The sequence below is a fragment of the Streptomyces sp. NPDC111628 genome, assembly GCF_055635195.1.
The window spans coordinates 1,086,406-1,099,932 of the sequence record NZ_JBVKBZ010000002.1; the positions used below are offsets into that span (position 1 = coordinate 1,086,406).

The window sequence follows — 13,527 nt, forward strand, 5'->3', positions numbered from 1 at the left end:
GGGCGGAGGGGGGCGTCGAGGAGTGGCGGGCCGAGGAGTGGCGGACGTGCGGGCTCCTCACGCGCGGGTCGCGAGGAGTCGCTCGTCGACGGCGTTTCCCCCGTGGCCCCTGTCGCGGGTCGACGCCCGGTCAGACCCCGAGCCTGGCCCGGGCACCGCCCGCCCGCGCCGCGGGGCCGGCCGCGGCCCGGACCGAGCGGTGCACCAGGTGGGCGTCGTGCCGGAGGTCGTGGGCGGCGTGCCGGCCGCGCCACAGCAGCGAGGGGGCGCCGCCCGTGTCGTCGGCCGCGATCAGCAGCCCGCCCATCATGGACACGTTCTTGAGGAAGTGGACGCGCTGCTGGGCGCGGTCGGACGGGTCCTCCGCCTCCCAGTACCGGTGCGCGGCCAGCGTGGTGGGGACCAGTGTCACCGCGAGGGCCAGCGCGGCCAGTCGTGGACAGCGCCCGAGCCCGAGCATGATCCCGCCCACCACGTGCACGGCGGCGTTGAGCCGTACGAGTTGCTCGGTGCTGTCCGGCAGCACCGGCACCCGGTCGGCCACCGGCCGCACGACCGGCTCGGCCGCCGGTGCCACGTCCTGGGGCCTGCGCAGAGACTGCAGGCCGCCCGCGACGAACATCGAGGCGAGCATCGGCCGGCCGGCCAGACGCAGAAGACTCATGACGCTGTCTCGCTCTCTTGGAGGGGGTGCCGACCGGAACGCCGGCGGGGTGGTGCCCCACGGGGATCATCAGGTGCCCCGGCCCGTCGCCGCCATTCGGTGTCCGGTGGCGCACCGGCGCTGCCGGGCACCGCACCGGGCGGGGAAGGCGCAGCTCAGAGGCTGGTGAGGATCTGCGGCGACAAGTTCTTGATCATGGTGTTGGTCCAGCGCATCTGGCGCAGTGTCTGCGGGTGGCAGGAGGAGACGAGCGTCAGCAGTCCGCTGTCCCCCGACGCCTGGGCTGCCTGGGCCAGCATCTCCCAGTGCAGCGAGTTCTCCGCCGCCAGGACATGCAGCTCCCGCAGGTCGCGCAGGAGGAGCAGACCCGGCTCCGGCCGGTGCACGACCGCCTCGGACGCCTTCTTGCGCAGGGTCGCGAAGACGCCGTCCGTGGAGTGGTCCGGCGGCTCGCCCAGCTTCACGCCGCGCTCCGCGGCGGTCTCCGCGAGCCGCCGCATGTGCGCGCGGGACCAGCGGGCGAGGTCGGTGGCGACATGGTGGACCTCGTGCTCGGTGCGGTGCCGCTCGGCGACGGTCACCAGGTCGTGGGCCATACGCCGCTCGCCGCGGTGCAGCGTGCGCAGGGTCAGGTTGATGCCGTTCACTGGGCGCCTTCCTCGTGGCCGTGCGGGAACTCGGTGGGTTCCTGCTCCGTGATGCGCGCCGCCGGTCCGCCCGAGGTGGGCGGGGCGGCACCGGCGGCGACCGGTGCGGACGCGGTGGTGGTCGGCGCCGGGGAGGGCCGGCCGTCCCCGCGCTCCACGAGGGTGAGCGCGGCCGTGGCCGTCTTGAACAGCGGCTGCTTGGAGGCCGGGTCCCAGTCGGTGATCGTGGTCTCGTTCGCGGCCCGCCCGGGAGTGTCCGGGCCGGGACCCGACCCGCCCGCGGTGTCCCAGTAGCCGTAGTGGAACGGCACGAACAGCAGCCCGGTCCGGATACCGCTCACCCGCAGCCGTCCGCGCAGGGAGCCGCGCCTGCTGGTGACCTCGACCAGGTCGCCCTCGCCCAGGCCGAGCCGCTCCGCGTCCCCGGCCGAGACCTCCACCCACACGTCGGGGGCGGCGTCGTTGAGTTGGGGCGCGCGCCCCGTCTTCGTCCGGGTGTGGAAGTGGTAGAGCGTCCGCCCCGTCGTCAGCTGGAACGGGTACTCCTCGTCCGGCTCCTCGTGCGGCGGCAGATAGGCGGCCGCCTTCAGCATCGCCCTGCCGTCGGGGTTGAGGGAGCGGTACTCCACGACCTCCTGCGAGGCCCCGGTCTCCAGGTCCTTGCCGTAGCTCTCGCACATGTCGGGGTGGGCCCAGCTGATGCCGTCCGTGTAGAGCCGTGCCGTCCCCTCGGGGGCCCGCTCGTCGCAGGGCCACTGGATGCCGCTGGTGTCGCGCAGCCTGTCGTAGGACAGGCCCGTGTAGTCGCAGGGGCGGCCCGCGCTGCACCGCTGCCACGCCTCGAACGCCGACTCCGGGTCGTCCCAGGTGACCAGCGGTCCGCCGTCCTTGTCCCGGAAGTCCATGCGCCGCGCGTAGTCCAGGAAGATGTCCAGGTCGGGCCTGGCCTCGCCGGGCGGCTCCACCGCCTTGCAGGACAGGTGCACCGTGCGGTCCGCGTTGGTGAGCGCGCCGGTCTTCTCGCCCCAGGTCGCGGCGGGCAGCACCACGTCGGCGAGCTGCGCCGTCTCCGTCAGGTACAGGTCCTGTACGACCGTGAACAGCCGGTCCTGCGTCAGGATCGAGCGCATGCGGGCCAGTTCGGGCATCGAGACGGCGGGGTTGGTGCCGCTGATCCACAGCATCCGCAGCGAGCCCTGCTCGGCGTACCGGAAGATCTGCATCGCGTGGGTCGGCGGCGCGAAGTGCGGGACGGTCTCCGGCTCGACGTTCCACACCCGGGCCAGGTCGGCCACGTGGGCGTCGTTCTGCCAGTTGCGGAAGCCCGGCAGGTCGCCGTTGGCCCCGCACTCCCGGGTGTTCTGGGCGGTGGGCTGGCCGTTCATCTGGAGGAGTCCGGCGCCGGGCCGGCCCAGCATTCCGCGGATCAGGTGCAGGTTGTTGACCTGGACGGCGGCGGCGGTCGCCTGGTGGGACTGGTAGACACCCTGGAGGACCGTGGAGACCAACGCGTCGGTGGTGCCGACGAGTTCGGCCGCCTCCTCGATCCGGGCGGCGGGCACGTCGCAGATCTCCGCGGCCCACTTGGGTGTGCAGTCGGCGACCCGGGCGGCCAGCTCGTCGAAGCCGACGGTGTGCGCGGCGATGAAGTCCCGGTCGATCCGTTCGTGCCGGATCGTCTCGTGCAGCAGCGCGTTGAGCAGGGCGACGTTGGTGCCGCTGCGGGGCGCGAGGTGGACGGCGGCGTGTGCGGCGACGCGGGTGGGGCGCGGGTCCACGCACAGCAGCCGCGGCGGGTCGGCACCCTCGAAGCGGTCGAGGAGCCGCATCCACTGCACGGGCTGGGTCTCGGCGATGTTGTGGCCGAACAGCGCGATCACGTCGGCGTGGTCGAAGTCGTCGTAGCTGCCGGGCTGCCCGTCACAGCCGAAGGTCTCCTTCAGCGCCTCCGCGGCGGTGGCGGTGCACAGCCGGGTGTTGCCGTCGAGGTGGTTGGTGCCGATGCCGGCCCGGGCCAGGACCGTGAGCGTGTAGTACTCCTCCAGGAACAGCTGACCGCTCGTGTAGAAGCCGATCGAGCCCGGCCCGCGCGAGTCCAGCAGTTCGCGCGAGCGGGCGGCCACCAGGTCCATCGCCGTGTCCCAGTCCGTCTCCACCAGCTGCCCGTTCCGCCGCACCAGTGGCCGGGTCAGCCGGTCGCGGGAGGCGTTGGCCTGCCACCCGAACAGGTCCTTCGGACCGAGCCGCCCCCGGTTGACCCGGTCCACGTCCCGGCCCCGCACGCCCACCATGCGGCCGTCGGCCACCGCGATGTCCATGGCGTCGCCGTCCGAGTGCAGGATCGACGCGGACTGCACCCACCGCTGCACCGCCCCGGGCTCCACCCCGTCGGCGAGGAACGTGTCCACCCGGACCGGCCAGGTCTCGTGCCGTCCGTAGGGCACCCGTGCGCCCCACGGCCGCGCGATCCGGTCCGTCGCATCCTCCATCGCCGGCCTCCCGCCAACTTCCGTCGGCTCCCGCCAACGTTTCCTCGTTCCGTCCTACTGCCGGGCGGCGGGTACCCGAGCGTCACCGATCGAAGCGAACCACTTGTGGGAGCGCTCCCAGGCGGGCAGGATGCCGAGGTGACAGCGACTGCCTCGGTACGCCCCTACCGCCCCGCCGACGCCCCCGCCCTCGACGACATCTGCATCCGGACCGCGCACAACGGCCGGGACAGCCGGCCCGTGTACGCCGACCCCGCCGTCCTGCCGGCCATCTTCGCCGCGCCCTACGTCCACCTGGACCCCGGCCTGGCCTTCGTGCTGGACGACGGGCGGGGCCGCGCGGTCGGCTACATCCTCGGCACGGCGGACACCGCGCGCTTCGCCGCCGAGTTCCGGGCGAAGTGGCTGCCGAGGGTCGCCGACCGGTATCCGGCCCCGCAGGGCCCGCCCGGCACCCGCACCCCGGACGAGATCATGGCCGGACTGCTGCACGACCCGGAGCGCATGGTCGTCCCGGAACTGGCGGCCTATCCCGCCCATCTGCACATCGACCTGCTGCCCGACTGGCAGGGGCAGGGCCACGGCCGGACCCTGATGCGGACGTTGTGGCGGGCCCTGCGCGAGCGTGGCGTCCCCGCCGTCCACCTGGTCATGGCGACGGCCAACACCCCGGCCAGGGCCTTCTACGACCGCCTGGGCTTCCACGAGATCGCGGCGTCCGGCCTCGACCCCGCGGACGTCACCTGCCTGGGACGCACCACGCAGGACACGGGGCGCTGACGGGCGGTCAGTCCCCGCCCAGCCGGTAGACGTTGAAGGCCCGGCGGATGACGGGCTGCGCCACGTTGCGCACCCGGACTCCGCCCGCCGTCATCCCGTGCTCCGAGCCCAGGTGGGCGTGTCCGTGGACGGCCAGGTCGGCGCCGGCCGTGTCGATCGCCTCCGCCAGGAGATAGCTGCCGAGGAACGGATGGATCTCCGGCGGCTCCCCGGCGAGCGTGTCGGCGACGGGGGAGAAGTGGGTCAGCGCCACCCGCGCCGCGCAGTCCTCCTCGTCCAGGTGCTTCAGCGCGGCGTGCAGGCTGTCCGCCGAACGGCGGGTGGTCCGCACGAACTCCTTCATCACCGGCTCACCGAACTCACCGGCGCTGCGCCCCACGAACCCGCCGCCGAACCCCTTGGTCCCGGCGATTCCGAGCCGGCCCCCGGCGCACTCCACGACGGTTCCCTCGCCCTCCAGCACGGTCACACCGGCGTCCCGGAGGATCGCGGTGACCGTCTCGGGCCGTTCGTCGTGGTGGTCGTGGTTGCCGAGGACCGCCACCACCGGCACCGGCAGGTCGCGCACCTCCCGGGCGACCACCCGCGCCTCCTCCGGAGTGCCGTGCCGGGTGAGGTCCCCGGCGAGCAGCAGCAGGTCGGCACAGTCGGGCAGGGTTTCGAACGCGGGCCGCAGCAGCCCTTCGCTGTCGGGACCCATGTGGATGTCCCCGACGGCGGCGACCCGGATCGTCACAGCTCCTCCGCGTGGTCGGGGCGGGTGGTCTCGGCCACCACCAGGTCGGTGTGCACGGTCAGTCCGGCCAGCTCCTCCCGGGCCAGGCGCAGCACGGTCTCGCGGCACTGCGCCGAGGGCACCGTGCCGGTGAGCGCGACCGCCCCCGCCCGGACCTCCGCACGGACGCCGAGTTCACCCAGTTCCTCCGCGGCGAGCCGGTCCTGCAGATGCGCCACGCGGTATTCGATGTTCTGGACGCCTGGGTCGCTCATCGCTGCTCCTCCTTCGAGGCGGTGGCCGGCGGACGGGCCGGGGGGATGATCTCCAGCCGTTCGAGAATGAAGAAGAACGCGGCGGGCATCGGGGCGTCGCCGCAGTCGTGGCGCAGCGCCTCCCAGTCGATCTTCTCGCGCAGGGTGCGGGCGATCGGCAGCACCGCACCGAAGTCGCAGTGGTGCTCGGAGAAGGCGGCCAGCAGCCCGCGCAGCAGGTCGGTCGGCGACAGGACCGGCATCAGCACCGAGTCGACCGAGAGATCCCGGGCCCGGGCCAGCAGAGCCGTCGTGACGGGCTCGTGCGCCAGCTCGAAGATGAGGTCGACCTGCTGTCCCAGGCAGTCCGCCTTGAGCAGCCAGTCCTCGGGCGGCGTGTAGACCGTCAGCCCCGCCTCCCGCAGCGTCGCGGCGACGGCGTCCGCGTCCTGGGGCCGGATGCAGAAGTCGACGTCGTGCTGGAGGTTCTGGGTGCCGCCGTGGGCGTACACGGCGACGCTGCCGGCCAGCGCGAACGGGTGCTCCGCCTTCTTGAGGGTGGAGCCCACCTGCTTGGCGGCCTGGAGGATCGCCTGGTTGCGGTCGAGCGGGAGATCCTCGCGAGGTGCCTCGCGCCGGGGGACGGGACCGGTGTCCCCGGCGGCCGGACGCAGCTCGGAAACGCCGGCGCGTCGGCCGGTGGCGTGGTCGTCGGCGGGCTGCCTCATCGTTGTCCCCTTCCCGGGCTGTCGCCGTCGGCGGAACGGACCGGACAGGCCCTCCCCTGTCGACGCGGGTACCCGGCGCCGTACCGCCGACACCGCGGGCCTCGCCGGTCCGGGGCCCGGGCGTGGCGGTTGTGGGGCGCGGGCGTGGCGGTGTGGGGCCTACGGCGATCGAGGGCACTCGTCCGGCATGAACGACGAGCGGATGCGACAGGGGACCGACGACCCGGCCGACCGTCGGACCGTGGAACGGCTGGTGGCGGCGTGGCTGGCGGAGACCGAGGAGCACGATCCCGAGGCCGCCGGCGCGGCCCGGGGCGGATGGGAGCGGGGTGCGCTGCCCGAACGGGCCGCCCAGGACCTGGCCACCTGGGTCACCGCCAGGGTCACGGACACCGGTTTCACCGAGGACGAGGGCCCCTACGTGGCGGGCCCCGTGCGGATCACACCGTCGGACAAGGACACCGTGCACACCTGGCTGCGCGCCCGCGGGCACGCCGTGTGAGGCGGACACCGGTGCCCCCTCACGGAGGCGGCCGCCACTCGAACATCAGCAGTGTCGCGTCGTCCCGCAGCCGCCCCTCCTGCATGGCCAGGATCGAGTGGATCAGACGGCGCAAGGACTCCGGCGCCAGCTCACCGCCCGCCGTGGCCCGGATGACGTAGTCGGCGAAGCGTTCGAGGCCCAGCAGCTTGGCCTCCCGGGTCCGGGCCTCCACGACCCCGTCGGTGTACATCAGCACCCGGTCCCCGGGCTCCAGCGAGATCTCGTGCGTCCGGCGCACGCCTGAGCTGAGCCGGGACGGCATGCCCATGGGCGGGTCGGCGTCGCGCTCCATGGCGTCGATGATCAACCGCTGGTCGCGGATCAGAATGGGCGCGGGGTGGCCGCAGTTGGCCCAGCGCAGCACACCGGTGACCAGGTCGAGCTGCGCGATGACCGAGGTGCAGAACTTGTCCGGGAGCCAGCTGGACAGCGCCTCGTCCACGCCGCGCACCAGCTCGGGCAGGTCGGCACCGGTGCGCCGGGCGTTGCGGCAGGCCGCCAGCGAGACCGTGCTGGTCAGTCCGGAGGCCAGGTCGTGCCCCATCGCGTCCAGGACGGCCACGTGCAGGGTCGTCTCGGTCAGCGCGTGGTCGAAGGCGTCGCCGCCGATCTCGTAGGCGGGTTCCAGCACGGCCGTCGACACGACGTTGCCGTTGCCGATGGTGCGCGGCGGCAGCAGGGCGCGGAGCATCTCGGCGGGCAGCTGCATGCGCTCGGTGCGGGTGCGCCGCACGAAGGAGTCCTCGTAGAGCCGCTTGGACGTGATCACCATCGCGAGCAGCGAGGCGAGCGCCCGGCCGCGGGACAGCGAGGAGGCGGTGAGGGCCGTCTCGTGCACGGCCAGGACGCCGAGCCGCTCCGCGCCGTCCAGCAGCGGGAACCAGGCGGTGATGCCGCCGCCCGCTCCGGACTCCTCCACCCGCAGCGACTGGGTGCGGTACGCCCACCCCGCCAGGGAGCCGTCGACCGGGACGGACGGGGCCACGGCCGTCTGGGGCACGAGGTGGCGCTGCTGGAGGTCGACGAGGTAGACGACGGCTTGCCGCAGTCCCAGTGCCTTGGCGCACCGGGCGGTGGCGGTGCGCAGGTCCAGGGTGAGGCGGGCCGGATCGGCGAGGAAGCTCCGCAGCCCCGCGTCGTCCGGGTCCGACGTGGACACCTCGTCTCCTCTCGCCGTGGGCCCGCCCCGGCGGGGCCGGTGCCCAGCAGTCTGGCACCGCCCGGCCCGCGCCGCCCGTCGGCCCGAAGCGCCCCGTGCGAGCGCTTCGGCCCCGGCACAAGGGGCACGCGTCCCTTCGTACGATCCCGAGCGCCGAGGAGTGGTGCCGTATGACCGAGTACGAGCGTTCCCGCACCATGCCCGCCCCGCCGGAGCACGTCTTCGACCAGGCCGCGAACGTCGGACAGCTGGAGACCTGGCTGCCCCGGGACCTGCACGTGGAGCCGGAGGAACCACCCGCCGTCACCGTGCACGAGGACCGCACCGACCAGGACACCTCGGCGCTGCTGAGCGCGCGGCCCGAGCAGCTGCGGCTGGAGTGGGGCACCCGCGAGCAGGGCAGCTACGCCGGCTGGCTCCAGGTCGCCGGACTCGACAGCGGGGCCAGCGAGGTCACGGTGCACCTGTCCTTCTTCGACGAGGGCCACGACCCGGGGCGGCGGACGGTGGCCGAGGCCCTCGACGGCAGCCTGCGGCGGCTGGAGGAACAGGTGAGGCTGCGCACCGACAACGCGGCCGGCTGAGGACAACCCCGAGGACCGGGCCCGGGTGTCCGCCCGCCGCCCCGGGGCACCCACGCGCCATGGACGCACACCGCCGCCCACTGATCGACCGCACCCCGGCCCTGCTGTGGCCCACCGCGAGCGGCTGCGCGGCGGCGACGGCACGTTCGCCGCGGCCGTCGCGCACGAGGTCCGCCGCTTCTGCCCGTTCGTCCCGTTCCTCGGCGGCCGCGCCGTCACGGAACTGACCTGGCACGGCGAATCCCTGCCGGCCGGCGGGATCCTGCTGCTCGACGTCTACGGACAGAACCACGACGAGGAACTCTGGGGCGACCCCTGCACCTTCCGGCCCGAGCGCTTCGTGGACCGGCCGCCCGGTCCCGACGAGCTGATCCCGCAGGGCGGCGGCGACCCCGCCGACGGGCACCGCTGCCCCGGCGAGCGCGTCACCGTCGGGCTGCTGGAGTCCCTGGCGGTGCGGTTGGCGCGCCTGGACTGCACGGTCCCCGAGCAGGACCTGCGCATCCCGCTGCGCCGCGTCCCGGCCCGCCCCCGCAGCGGCTTCGCCGTCACCGGCGTACGCGCACCCTGACCAGGCGTCAGGGGACCCGTCGACGACATGTCATGCGACCACCTGTGCAGGGCCGGTTGGCTGATCGTTTGCAGTCCTCCGGGTGGGCGTCCGACCCGGGCGGGCGAAGCGGCCGTCACCCGAATGGACCCCGCACGGTACTGGTCACGGCCGAACCGGTGTCTCCTGGAGAGTGTCAGCGGCGTCCAGGCTGGGAGGCCGATCATGTACGAAATGTGCGTGGGCCCGGAGAAGGCGGGCGGAGCGTTGGTGTGGCACGTACTGGCCAAACAGGCCGCGGCCACACTCTGCGGACAGCAGCTCCGTGAACGTATCGAGGCATCCGACGGTGAACGGGCACGTCACTGCCCGGACTGCATGGCTTCCTTCGAGAAGTTGATGGCAACCACACCGTGCTGACGGACCGTCCGCAAGCCGTCCGCCCCGTCGCATCCCGCGGCGGGGCGGACGGCGTGTCCGGGCCGGGAACCGGGTGCGGGGGAGCGGTCCCTGACGATCACTCGGTTGGTGCAGTGTCGTGGCGGGGAGCCGGGGAAGTCGCCGGTCATGCCCCGGCGCGCGTCGTCCTCCCGCACCCGGGGCGGCAGGATGCGCCGCGGCCGGGATCCCCGAGTCGGCCGCGGCGCATCCTCCTCGGGCCGCCGAGCGGCCTCCCGCGCGGGCGCGATGGGTGTCGGCCGCCGGACCATTTGGGTGTCGTCCCCGATGGCCGGGCGGTGGCCCGGCGTGTGACCGTGGACCGGCGCCGCCCGTTCAGTGGCGTTGCCGCGTGATTCGTTCCGGGTGTGCGGTGCGCACCCCGGGTGCCGGGGGCGGTGTCGTGGCACGGACGCCCCGCGCGGCGTGTTCGCCCGCGTGCCCCTGTGCCCCTGTGCCGGTATGTCCGTCTGCCCGTCTGCCCGTTCGACCGTCTGCCCGGCTTCCCGACCGTCCGACGACGCATCCCCCAAGAAGGAGAACCCGCATCCATCCCCGTCAAGTGAAGCCCTCCCGAACCTCCGCGCGGTCGAAGGCGGTGACCCGTGGGACACGCTGACACCCTGCTCGCCATGGGCGGCGCGTTCGTCGCCGCCGCGTTCCTCGCCCGCCTCGGCGGGAGGATCGGACTTCCGACGATCCCTCTGTTCATGCTCGCCGGCATCCTGCTCGGCCCTCACACACCGGGCTTCGTCCTGGTCGAGGACGCGCACGACTTCGAGATGCTCTCCGCACTCGGACTGGTGCTGCTCCTCTTCTACCTGGGGCTGGAGTTCCACCTCGACGACCTCAAGAACGGCGGCAAACGGCTGCTCACCGCCGGGGGCATCTACCTGCTCCTGAACGTGGGCGCCGGACTCGGCTTCGGACTCGTCCTCGGGTGGGGGGTGCGCGAGGCCCTGGTGCTGGCAGGTGTGCTCGGCATCTCCTCCTCCGCGATCGTCACCAAGATCCTCATCGACCTGGGCCGGATCGGCCGCCCGGAGACCCGCCTGATCCTCGGTATCATCGTCGTCGAGGACATCTTCCTCGCGCTGTACTTGGCCGCCCTGCAGCCGGTGATCTCGGGCGCGCACGGCGTCGCCGACACGGCCCTCCAGGCAGGCAAGGCCTTCGGCTTCCTGCTGGTACTGGCCGCCGCGGCCCGTTACGGCACCCGGCTCGTGGGACGCCTGATCCACACGCGGGACAACGAACTGCTCGTCATCAGCTTCCTCGGCGCCGCGGTGCTCGTCGCCGGAGTCTCCGAAGTGCTGGGCGTCGCCGACGCCATCGGCGCCTTCATGGTCGGTCTGATCCTCGCCGGCACCCCCTCGGGGCCGCGGATCCGCGAACTGGTGCACCCGCTGCGCGACGCCTTCGCGGCCATCTTCTTCTTCGCCTTCGGGCTCGCCATCGACCCCGGCGACCTCGCCTCCGTCGCCGGTCCGGTCGCGACGGCGGCGGCCCTGACCATCGTCATGAACATCGTCGCCGGGCTGTGCGTCGCCCGGGTCTACCACTACGGTTCCGAACCGGCCGCGGAGATCGCCACCACCCTGGTCGCCCGCGGGGAGTTCGCGCTGATCCTGGCCGCCATGGCCGCGGGCGCCGGACTCGACGCCCGGCTCGCTCCCTTCATCGCCGGATACGTACTCGTCCTCGCCGTCCTCGGCCCCATCGTCGCGGGACGCGCCCACGTCCTCGCCGCCGCCCTGCGAGCCGTCGGCGGACTCCTGCCGGGGACGAGGACACCGGTCGCGGCCGCGGGCGGCGGGACCGGCGCGGAGACGGAGGGGGACGGCCGCCCGGAGGCGGACCCGGTGCCGGTGCCGGCCCAGGCCGCTCCCTCGTTCGGGTCGTCGTCCTCCTCGGAGCACACGGAGGCGGAGCACTAGGGCCCGGCCGGGGACGGTAAGGGCCACGCAACGAGGCCCGTGGGCGTGGCCGGTCGTCGCCCCGGGCGGCACGGCGGGCCGGCTCCCGGTGGGACAATCTGCCCACAGGGTCGTTGTCCGACGCCGTGGTCGGACGCGTCCGGGACCGGAAGGAGCCGTCAGCATGATCGAGTGGGTGCCCCTGGGCAGCGGTGCCAGACCCGTTCCCCGGCCGGTCGCGGCTCCCCTGGTGTGGGCGGGAGCGTTCGGTGGCGCCCTCCTCCTGGTCGCGCTGCTCAACGGCACCGTGGGCTCGGGGCGTCCGGGGCTCGCCCTGGTCGCGCTCTCCCTGCTGGCGGCCCTGCTCGGCCTCTGCGCCCGGTTCACGGCCGCCCCGGGGACGGCCGTCCTGTGCTGGCTGTCCCTCAACGGCTTCGCCATACCACCGGCCGGCGTGCTCACCTGGGCCGGCCGGCGGGACGCGCTCTGGCTGGCCTGCCTGCTCGGCGCTGCCCTCGTCGGCACGGCGCTGGCCCGTCTGGTCCACGCGCGGGCCGCCTACCGTCGGCTGACCACGGCGACGGGCCTGGACGTGCCGGAGCCCGGGACCGGACCCGGCGACGTCTGAGCCCACCGGCAGGTGGGGGCGCGGAACCGCGGACACGGGGGCGGCCGGGGAGGGACGGACCGTGGGCATCGGCGGCCGGGGAGGGCCGGACGGTGCGGACCCGGTCCGGCCCTCCCCACCGCTGTCCGGTCAGGCCGTGTGCAGGGTCAGGCCGTAGCGGTTGAGGATCTCGTTGACCGGCTGGAACCAGGTCTCCCCGCCGCTGGAGCAGTTGCCCCAGCCGCCCGAGGTGACGCCCTGCGCCTGGTCACCGCTGATGAAGGAGCCGCCGGAGTCGCCGCCCTCGGCGCACACGCTGGTCTTGGTCAGCTGGTGCACCACCGAGCCGTCGCTGTAGTTGACGGTCTCGTTGTGGGCCAGCACGGTGCCGCAGTGCCAGTGCGTGGTCGACCCGGAGCGGCAGATCGAGGCACCGACGGGTGCCACGTTCGAGCCGCGCACGAGCTGGTCGGAGACGGTTCCCCAGCCGAGCACGACCGGCACCGTCCACCAGCCGCTGCCCACGCTGACCCACGCGTAGTCGTTGTCGGGGAAGGACGAGCCCTGGAAGGTGCCGATGTACGAGCGGTCCCAGCCGCTGACGCCGGCCCCGGCCCGGCCGCAGTGCCCGGCGGTGACGAACCCGCCGTGCACCGAGAAGCCGATGGAGCAGCGGACGTTGCCGGTGTAGTAGGGGTCACCGCCGACGGTGCCCGCCGCGAACGTCTGCGGGGCCGACGGCACCGTCCGCACCGTGACCGGCGCGGCCTCGCGGGCCTGCTTCAGGAAGCTCTGGACATCGTTGTCAGCACGCTCACCCGCGACCACGTCCACGACGACCTTGTTGGTGGCCTGGTCGACGCGCCAGCTGCTCACTCCGGCCGGTGCGTCGAGACGGTCGACGCGTGCCTTGGCCGCGTCGAGCTGCTGTGCGCTGTGCTCCACGGTGCGGACCTGCGCGCCGGTGGCGCGGACCGCCCGCAGGGTCGAGGGTGCCGCGTCCCCGGTGACGGCCACCGTCAGCCGTCCGGCGTCCGCGTCGAACCACGAGCCGCCGAAGGCCTTTCCGGCCGCCCGGCGTGCCGCGGGCTCGATGCCGGTGGCGTCGCGTTCGGCCGCGAGCCGGTCCTCGGCCTCGGCCCGGGTGAGGCCGAAGTCCTTCTGCATGGCGTCCAGCAGACCGGCGGAGGCCGGCTGCTCGGAGGAGGGGTCGGAGGAGGAAGGGGAGTGGGTGGGGGCTTCGGCCGCCGAGGCCGGCAGGGTGCCGACCGCGGTCAGGCTGCCGAGCACGAGGAGTCCGGCCAGGCCGAGGTGCCTGAGTCTGCTGCGTCTCACGGAGTTGCCCTTCGTCGTTCCAGCAAGGTGGGGGTGGAACAGATGGCATGGAACAACCGCGGTTTGAGAGCGCTCTCATCGGGTCGCTTCGAGCTTAGCCAGCCCTTGTCATCAGGT

General features: G+C 73.6%; 14 protein-coding genes. 6 read left to right on the forward strand and 8 right to left on the reverse strand.

The genetic code is table 11. The features are described 5' to 3' along the window. Window positions 1–130: 130 nt before the first annotated feature. The 3 genes from ACZ7MF_RS12590 to ACZ7MF_RS12600 form a co-directional block, all read right to left on the reverse strand. Complete coding sequence (locus tag ACZ7MF_RS12590; RefSeq protein ID WP_471476377.1) at window positions 131–664, reverse strand: DoxX family protein; 534 nt, start codon at window positions 662–664, stop codon at window positions 131–133. A gap of 155 nt (window positions 665–819) precedes the next feature. Beyond that, a complete protein-coding gene (locus ACZ7MF_RS12595; protein ID WP_471476379.1) occupies window positions 820–1,311 on the reverse strand; it encodes a hypothetical protein in 492 nt (163 codons plus the stop codon). Continuing rightward, a complete protein-coding gene (locus tag ACZ7MF_RS12600) occupies window positions 1,308–3,800 on the reverse strand; it encodes a nitrate reductase (protein ID WP_471476381.1) in 2,493 nt (830 codons plus the stop codon). Before ACZ7MF_RS12600 ends, ACZ7MF_RS12595 begins: the two co-directional genes overlap by 4 nt. Before the next feature lie 138 nt (window positions 3,801–3,938). On the opposite strand from ACZ7MF_RS12600, the gene ACZ7MF_RS12605 reads away from it, so the two are divergent. Then, complete coding sequence (locus ACZ7MF_RS12605; RefSeq protein WP_471476383.1) at window positions 3,939–4,580, forward strand: GNAT family N-acetyltransferase; 642 nt, start codon at window positions 3,939–3,941, stop codon at window positions 4,578–4,580. 7 nt (window positions 4,581–4,587) lie between these two features. Here the strand turns inward: ACZ7MF_RS12605 and ACZ7MF_RS12610 are convergent, their stop codons facing one another. The 3 genes from ACZ7MF_RS12610 to ACZ7MF_RS12620 are packed head-to-tail and all read right to left on the reverse strand — an operon-like array spanning window position 4,588 to window position 6,277. Continuing rightward, entirely contained in the window at window positions 4,588–5,316 is a 729-nt protein-coding gene (locus ACZ7MF_RS12610) for a metallophosphoesterase family protein (protein ID WP_471476386.1), read from the reverse strand. Continuing rightward, complete coding sequence (locus ACZ7MF_RS12615) at window positions 5,313–5,570, reverse strand: BON domain-containing protein (RefSeq protein ID WP_471476389.1); 258 nt, start codon at window positions 5,568–5,570, stop codon at window positions 5,313–5,315. Before ACZ7MF_RS12615 ends, ACZ7MF_RS12610 begins: the two co-directional genes overlap by 4 nt. After that, window positions 5,567–6,277, reverse strand: coding sequence for a nucleotidyltransferase family protein (locus ACZ7MF_RS12620; RefSeq protein WP_471476391.1), 711 nt, complete (start codon window positions 6,275–6,277; stop codon window positions 5,567–5,569). Before ACZ7MF_RS12620 ends, ACZ7MF_RS12615 begins: the two co-directional genes overlap by 4 nt. 187 nt (window positions 6,278–6,464) lie before the next feature. Between ACZ7MF_RS12620 and ACZ7MF_RS12625 the strand changes: the two genes are divergently transcribed. Then, the gene (locus ACZ7MF_RS12625; protein ID WP_471476394.1) at window positions 6,465–6,779 is read left to right on the forward strand and encodes a hypothetical protein; all 315 of its coding nucleotides are present in this window, start codon (window positions 6,465–6,467) and stop codon (window positions 6,777–6,779) included. 19 nt (window positions 6,780–6,798) lie between these two features. Here ACZ7MF_RS12625 and ACZ7MF_RS12630 read toward each other — a convergent pair whose 3' ends face one another. Beyond that, on the reverse strand, window positions 6,799–7,980 hold the full coding sequence (locus tag ACZ7MF_RS12630; protein WP_471476397.1) for a PP2C family protein-serine/threonine phosphatase: 1,182 nt from the start codon (window positions 7,978–7,980) through the stop codon (window positions 6,799–6,801). 170 nt (window positions 7,981–8,150) lie between these two features. Between ACZ7MF_RS12630 and ACZ7MF_RS12635 the strand changes: the two genes are divergently transcribed. From ACZ7MF_RS12635 to ACZ7MF_RS12650, 4 genes are all read left to right on the forward strand, one after another. Continuing rightward, window positions 8,151–8,564 carry an SRPBCC family protein gene (locus tag ACZ7MF_RS12635; RefSeq protein WP_471476401.1) on the forward strand — a complete coding sequence of 138 codons (414 nt, stop codon included), beginning with the start codon at window positions 8,151–8,153 and terminating at the stop codon, window positions 8,562–8,564. 106 nt (window positions 8,565–8,670) lie between these two features. Continuing rightward, window positions 8,671–9,135, forward strand: a complete 465-nt coding sequence (locus ACZ7MF_RS12640; RefSeq protein WP_471476403.1) for a cytochrome P450 — start codon at window positions 8,671–8,673, stop codon at window positions 9,133–9,135. Window positions 9,136–10,157: 1,022 nt separating this feature from the next. Then, window positions 10,158–11,489: a cation:proton antiporter gene (locus ACZ7MF_RS12645; protein WP_471476406.1), complete on the forward strand. Its 1,332-nt coding sequence runs from the start codon at window positions 10,158–10,160 to the stop codon at window positions 11,487–11,489. Window positions 11,490–11,652: 163 nt separating this feature from the next. Then, window positions 11,653–12,096, forward strand: a complete 444-nt coding sequence (locus tag ACZ7MF_RS12650; RefSeq protein WP_471476408.1) for a hypothetical protein — start codon at window positions 11,653–11,655, stop codon at window positions 12,094–12,096. 129 nt (window positions 12,097–12,225) lie between these two features. Here the strand turns inward: ACZ7MF_RS12650 and ACZ7MF_RS12655 are convergent, their stop codons facing one another. Further along, on the reverse strand, window positions 12,226–13,410 hold the full coding sequence (locus tag ACZ7MF_RS12655; RefSeq protein WP_471476410.1) for a S1 family peptidase: 1,185 nt from the start codon (window positions 13,408–13,410) through the stop codon (window positions 12,226–12,228). Window positions 13,411–13,527 lie beyond the last annotated feature (117 nt).

Coding starts and splice junctions, on each gene's coding strand:
- ACZ7MF_RS12590 (WP_471476377.1), bottom strand. CDS start 664: ATGAGTCTTCTGCGTCTGGCCGGCCGGCCGATGCTCGCCTCGATGTTC.
- ACZ7MF_RS12600 (WP_471476381.1), bottom strand. CDS start 3,800: ATGGAGGATGCGACGGACCGGATCGCGCGGCCGTGGGGCGCACGGGTG.
- ACZ7MF_RS12615 (WP_471476389.1), bottom strand. CDS start 5,570: ATGAGCGACCCAGGCGTCCAGAACATCGAATACCGCGTGGCGCATCTG.
- ACZ7MF_RS12620 (WP_471476391.1), bottom strand. CDS start 6,277: ATGAGGCAGCCCGCCGACGACCACGCCACCGGCCGACGCGCCGGCGTT.
- ACZ7MF_RS12625 (WP_471476394.1), top strand. CDS start 6,465: ATGAACGACGAGCGGATGCGACAGGGGACCGACGACCCGGCCGACCGT.
- ACZ7MF_RS12635 (WP_471476401.1), top strand. CDS start 8,151: ATGACCGAGTACGAGCGTTCCCGCACCATGCCCGCCCCGCCGGAGCAC.
- ACZ7MF_RS12650 (WP_471476408.1), top strand. CDS start 11,653: ATGATCGAGTGGGTGCCCCTGGGCAGCGGTGCCAGACCCGTTCCCCGG.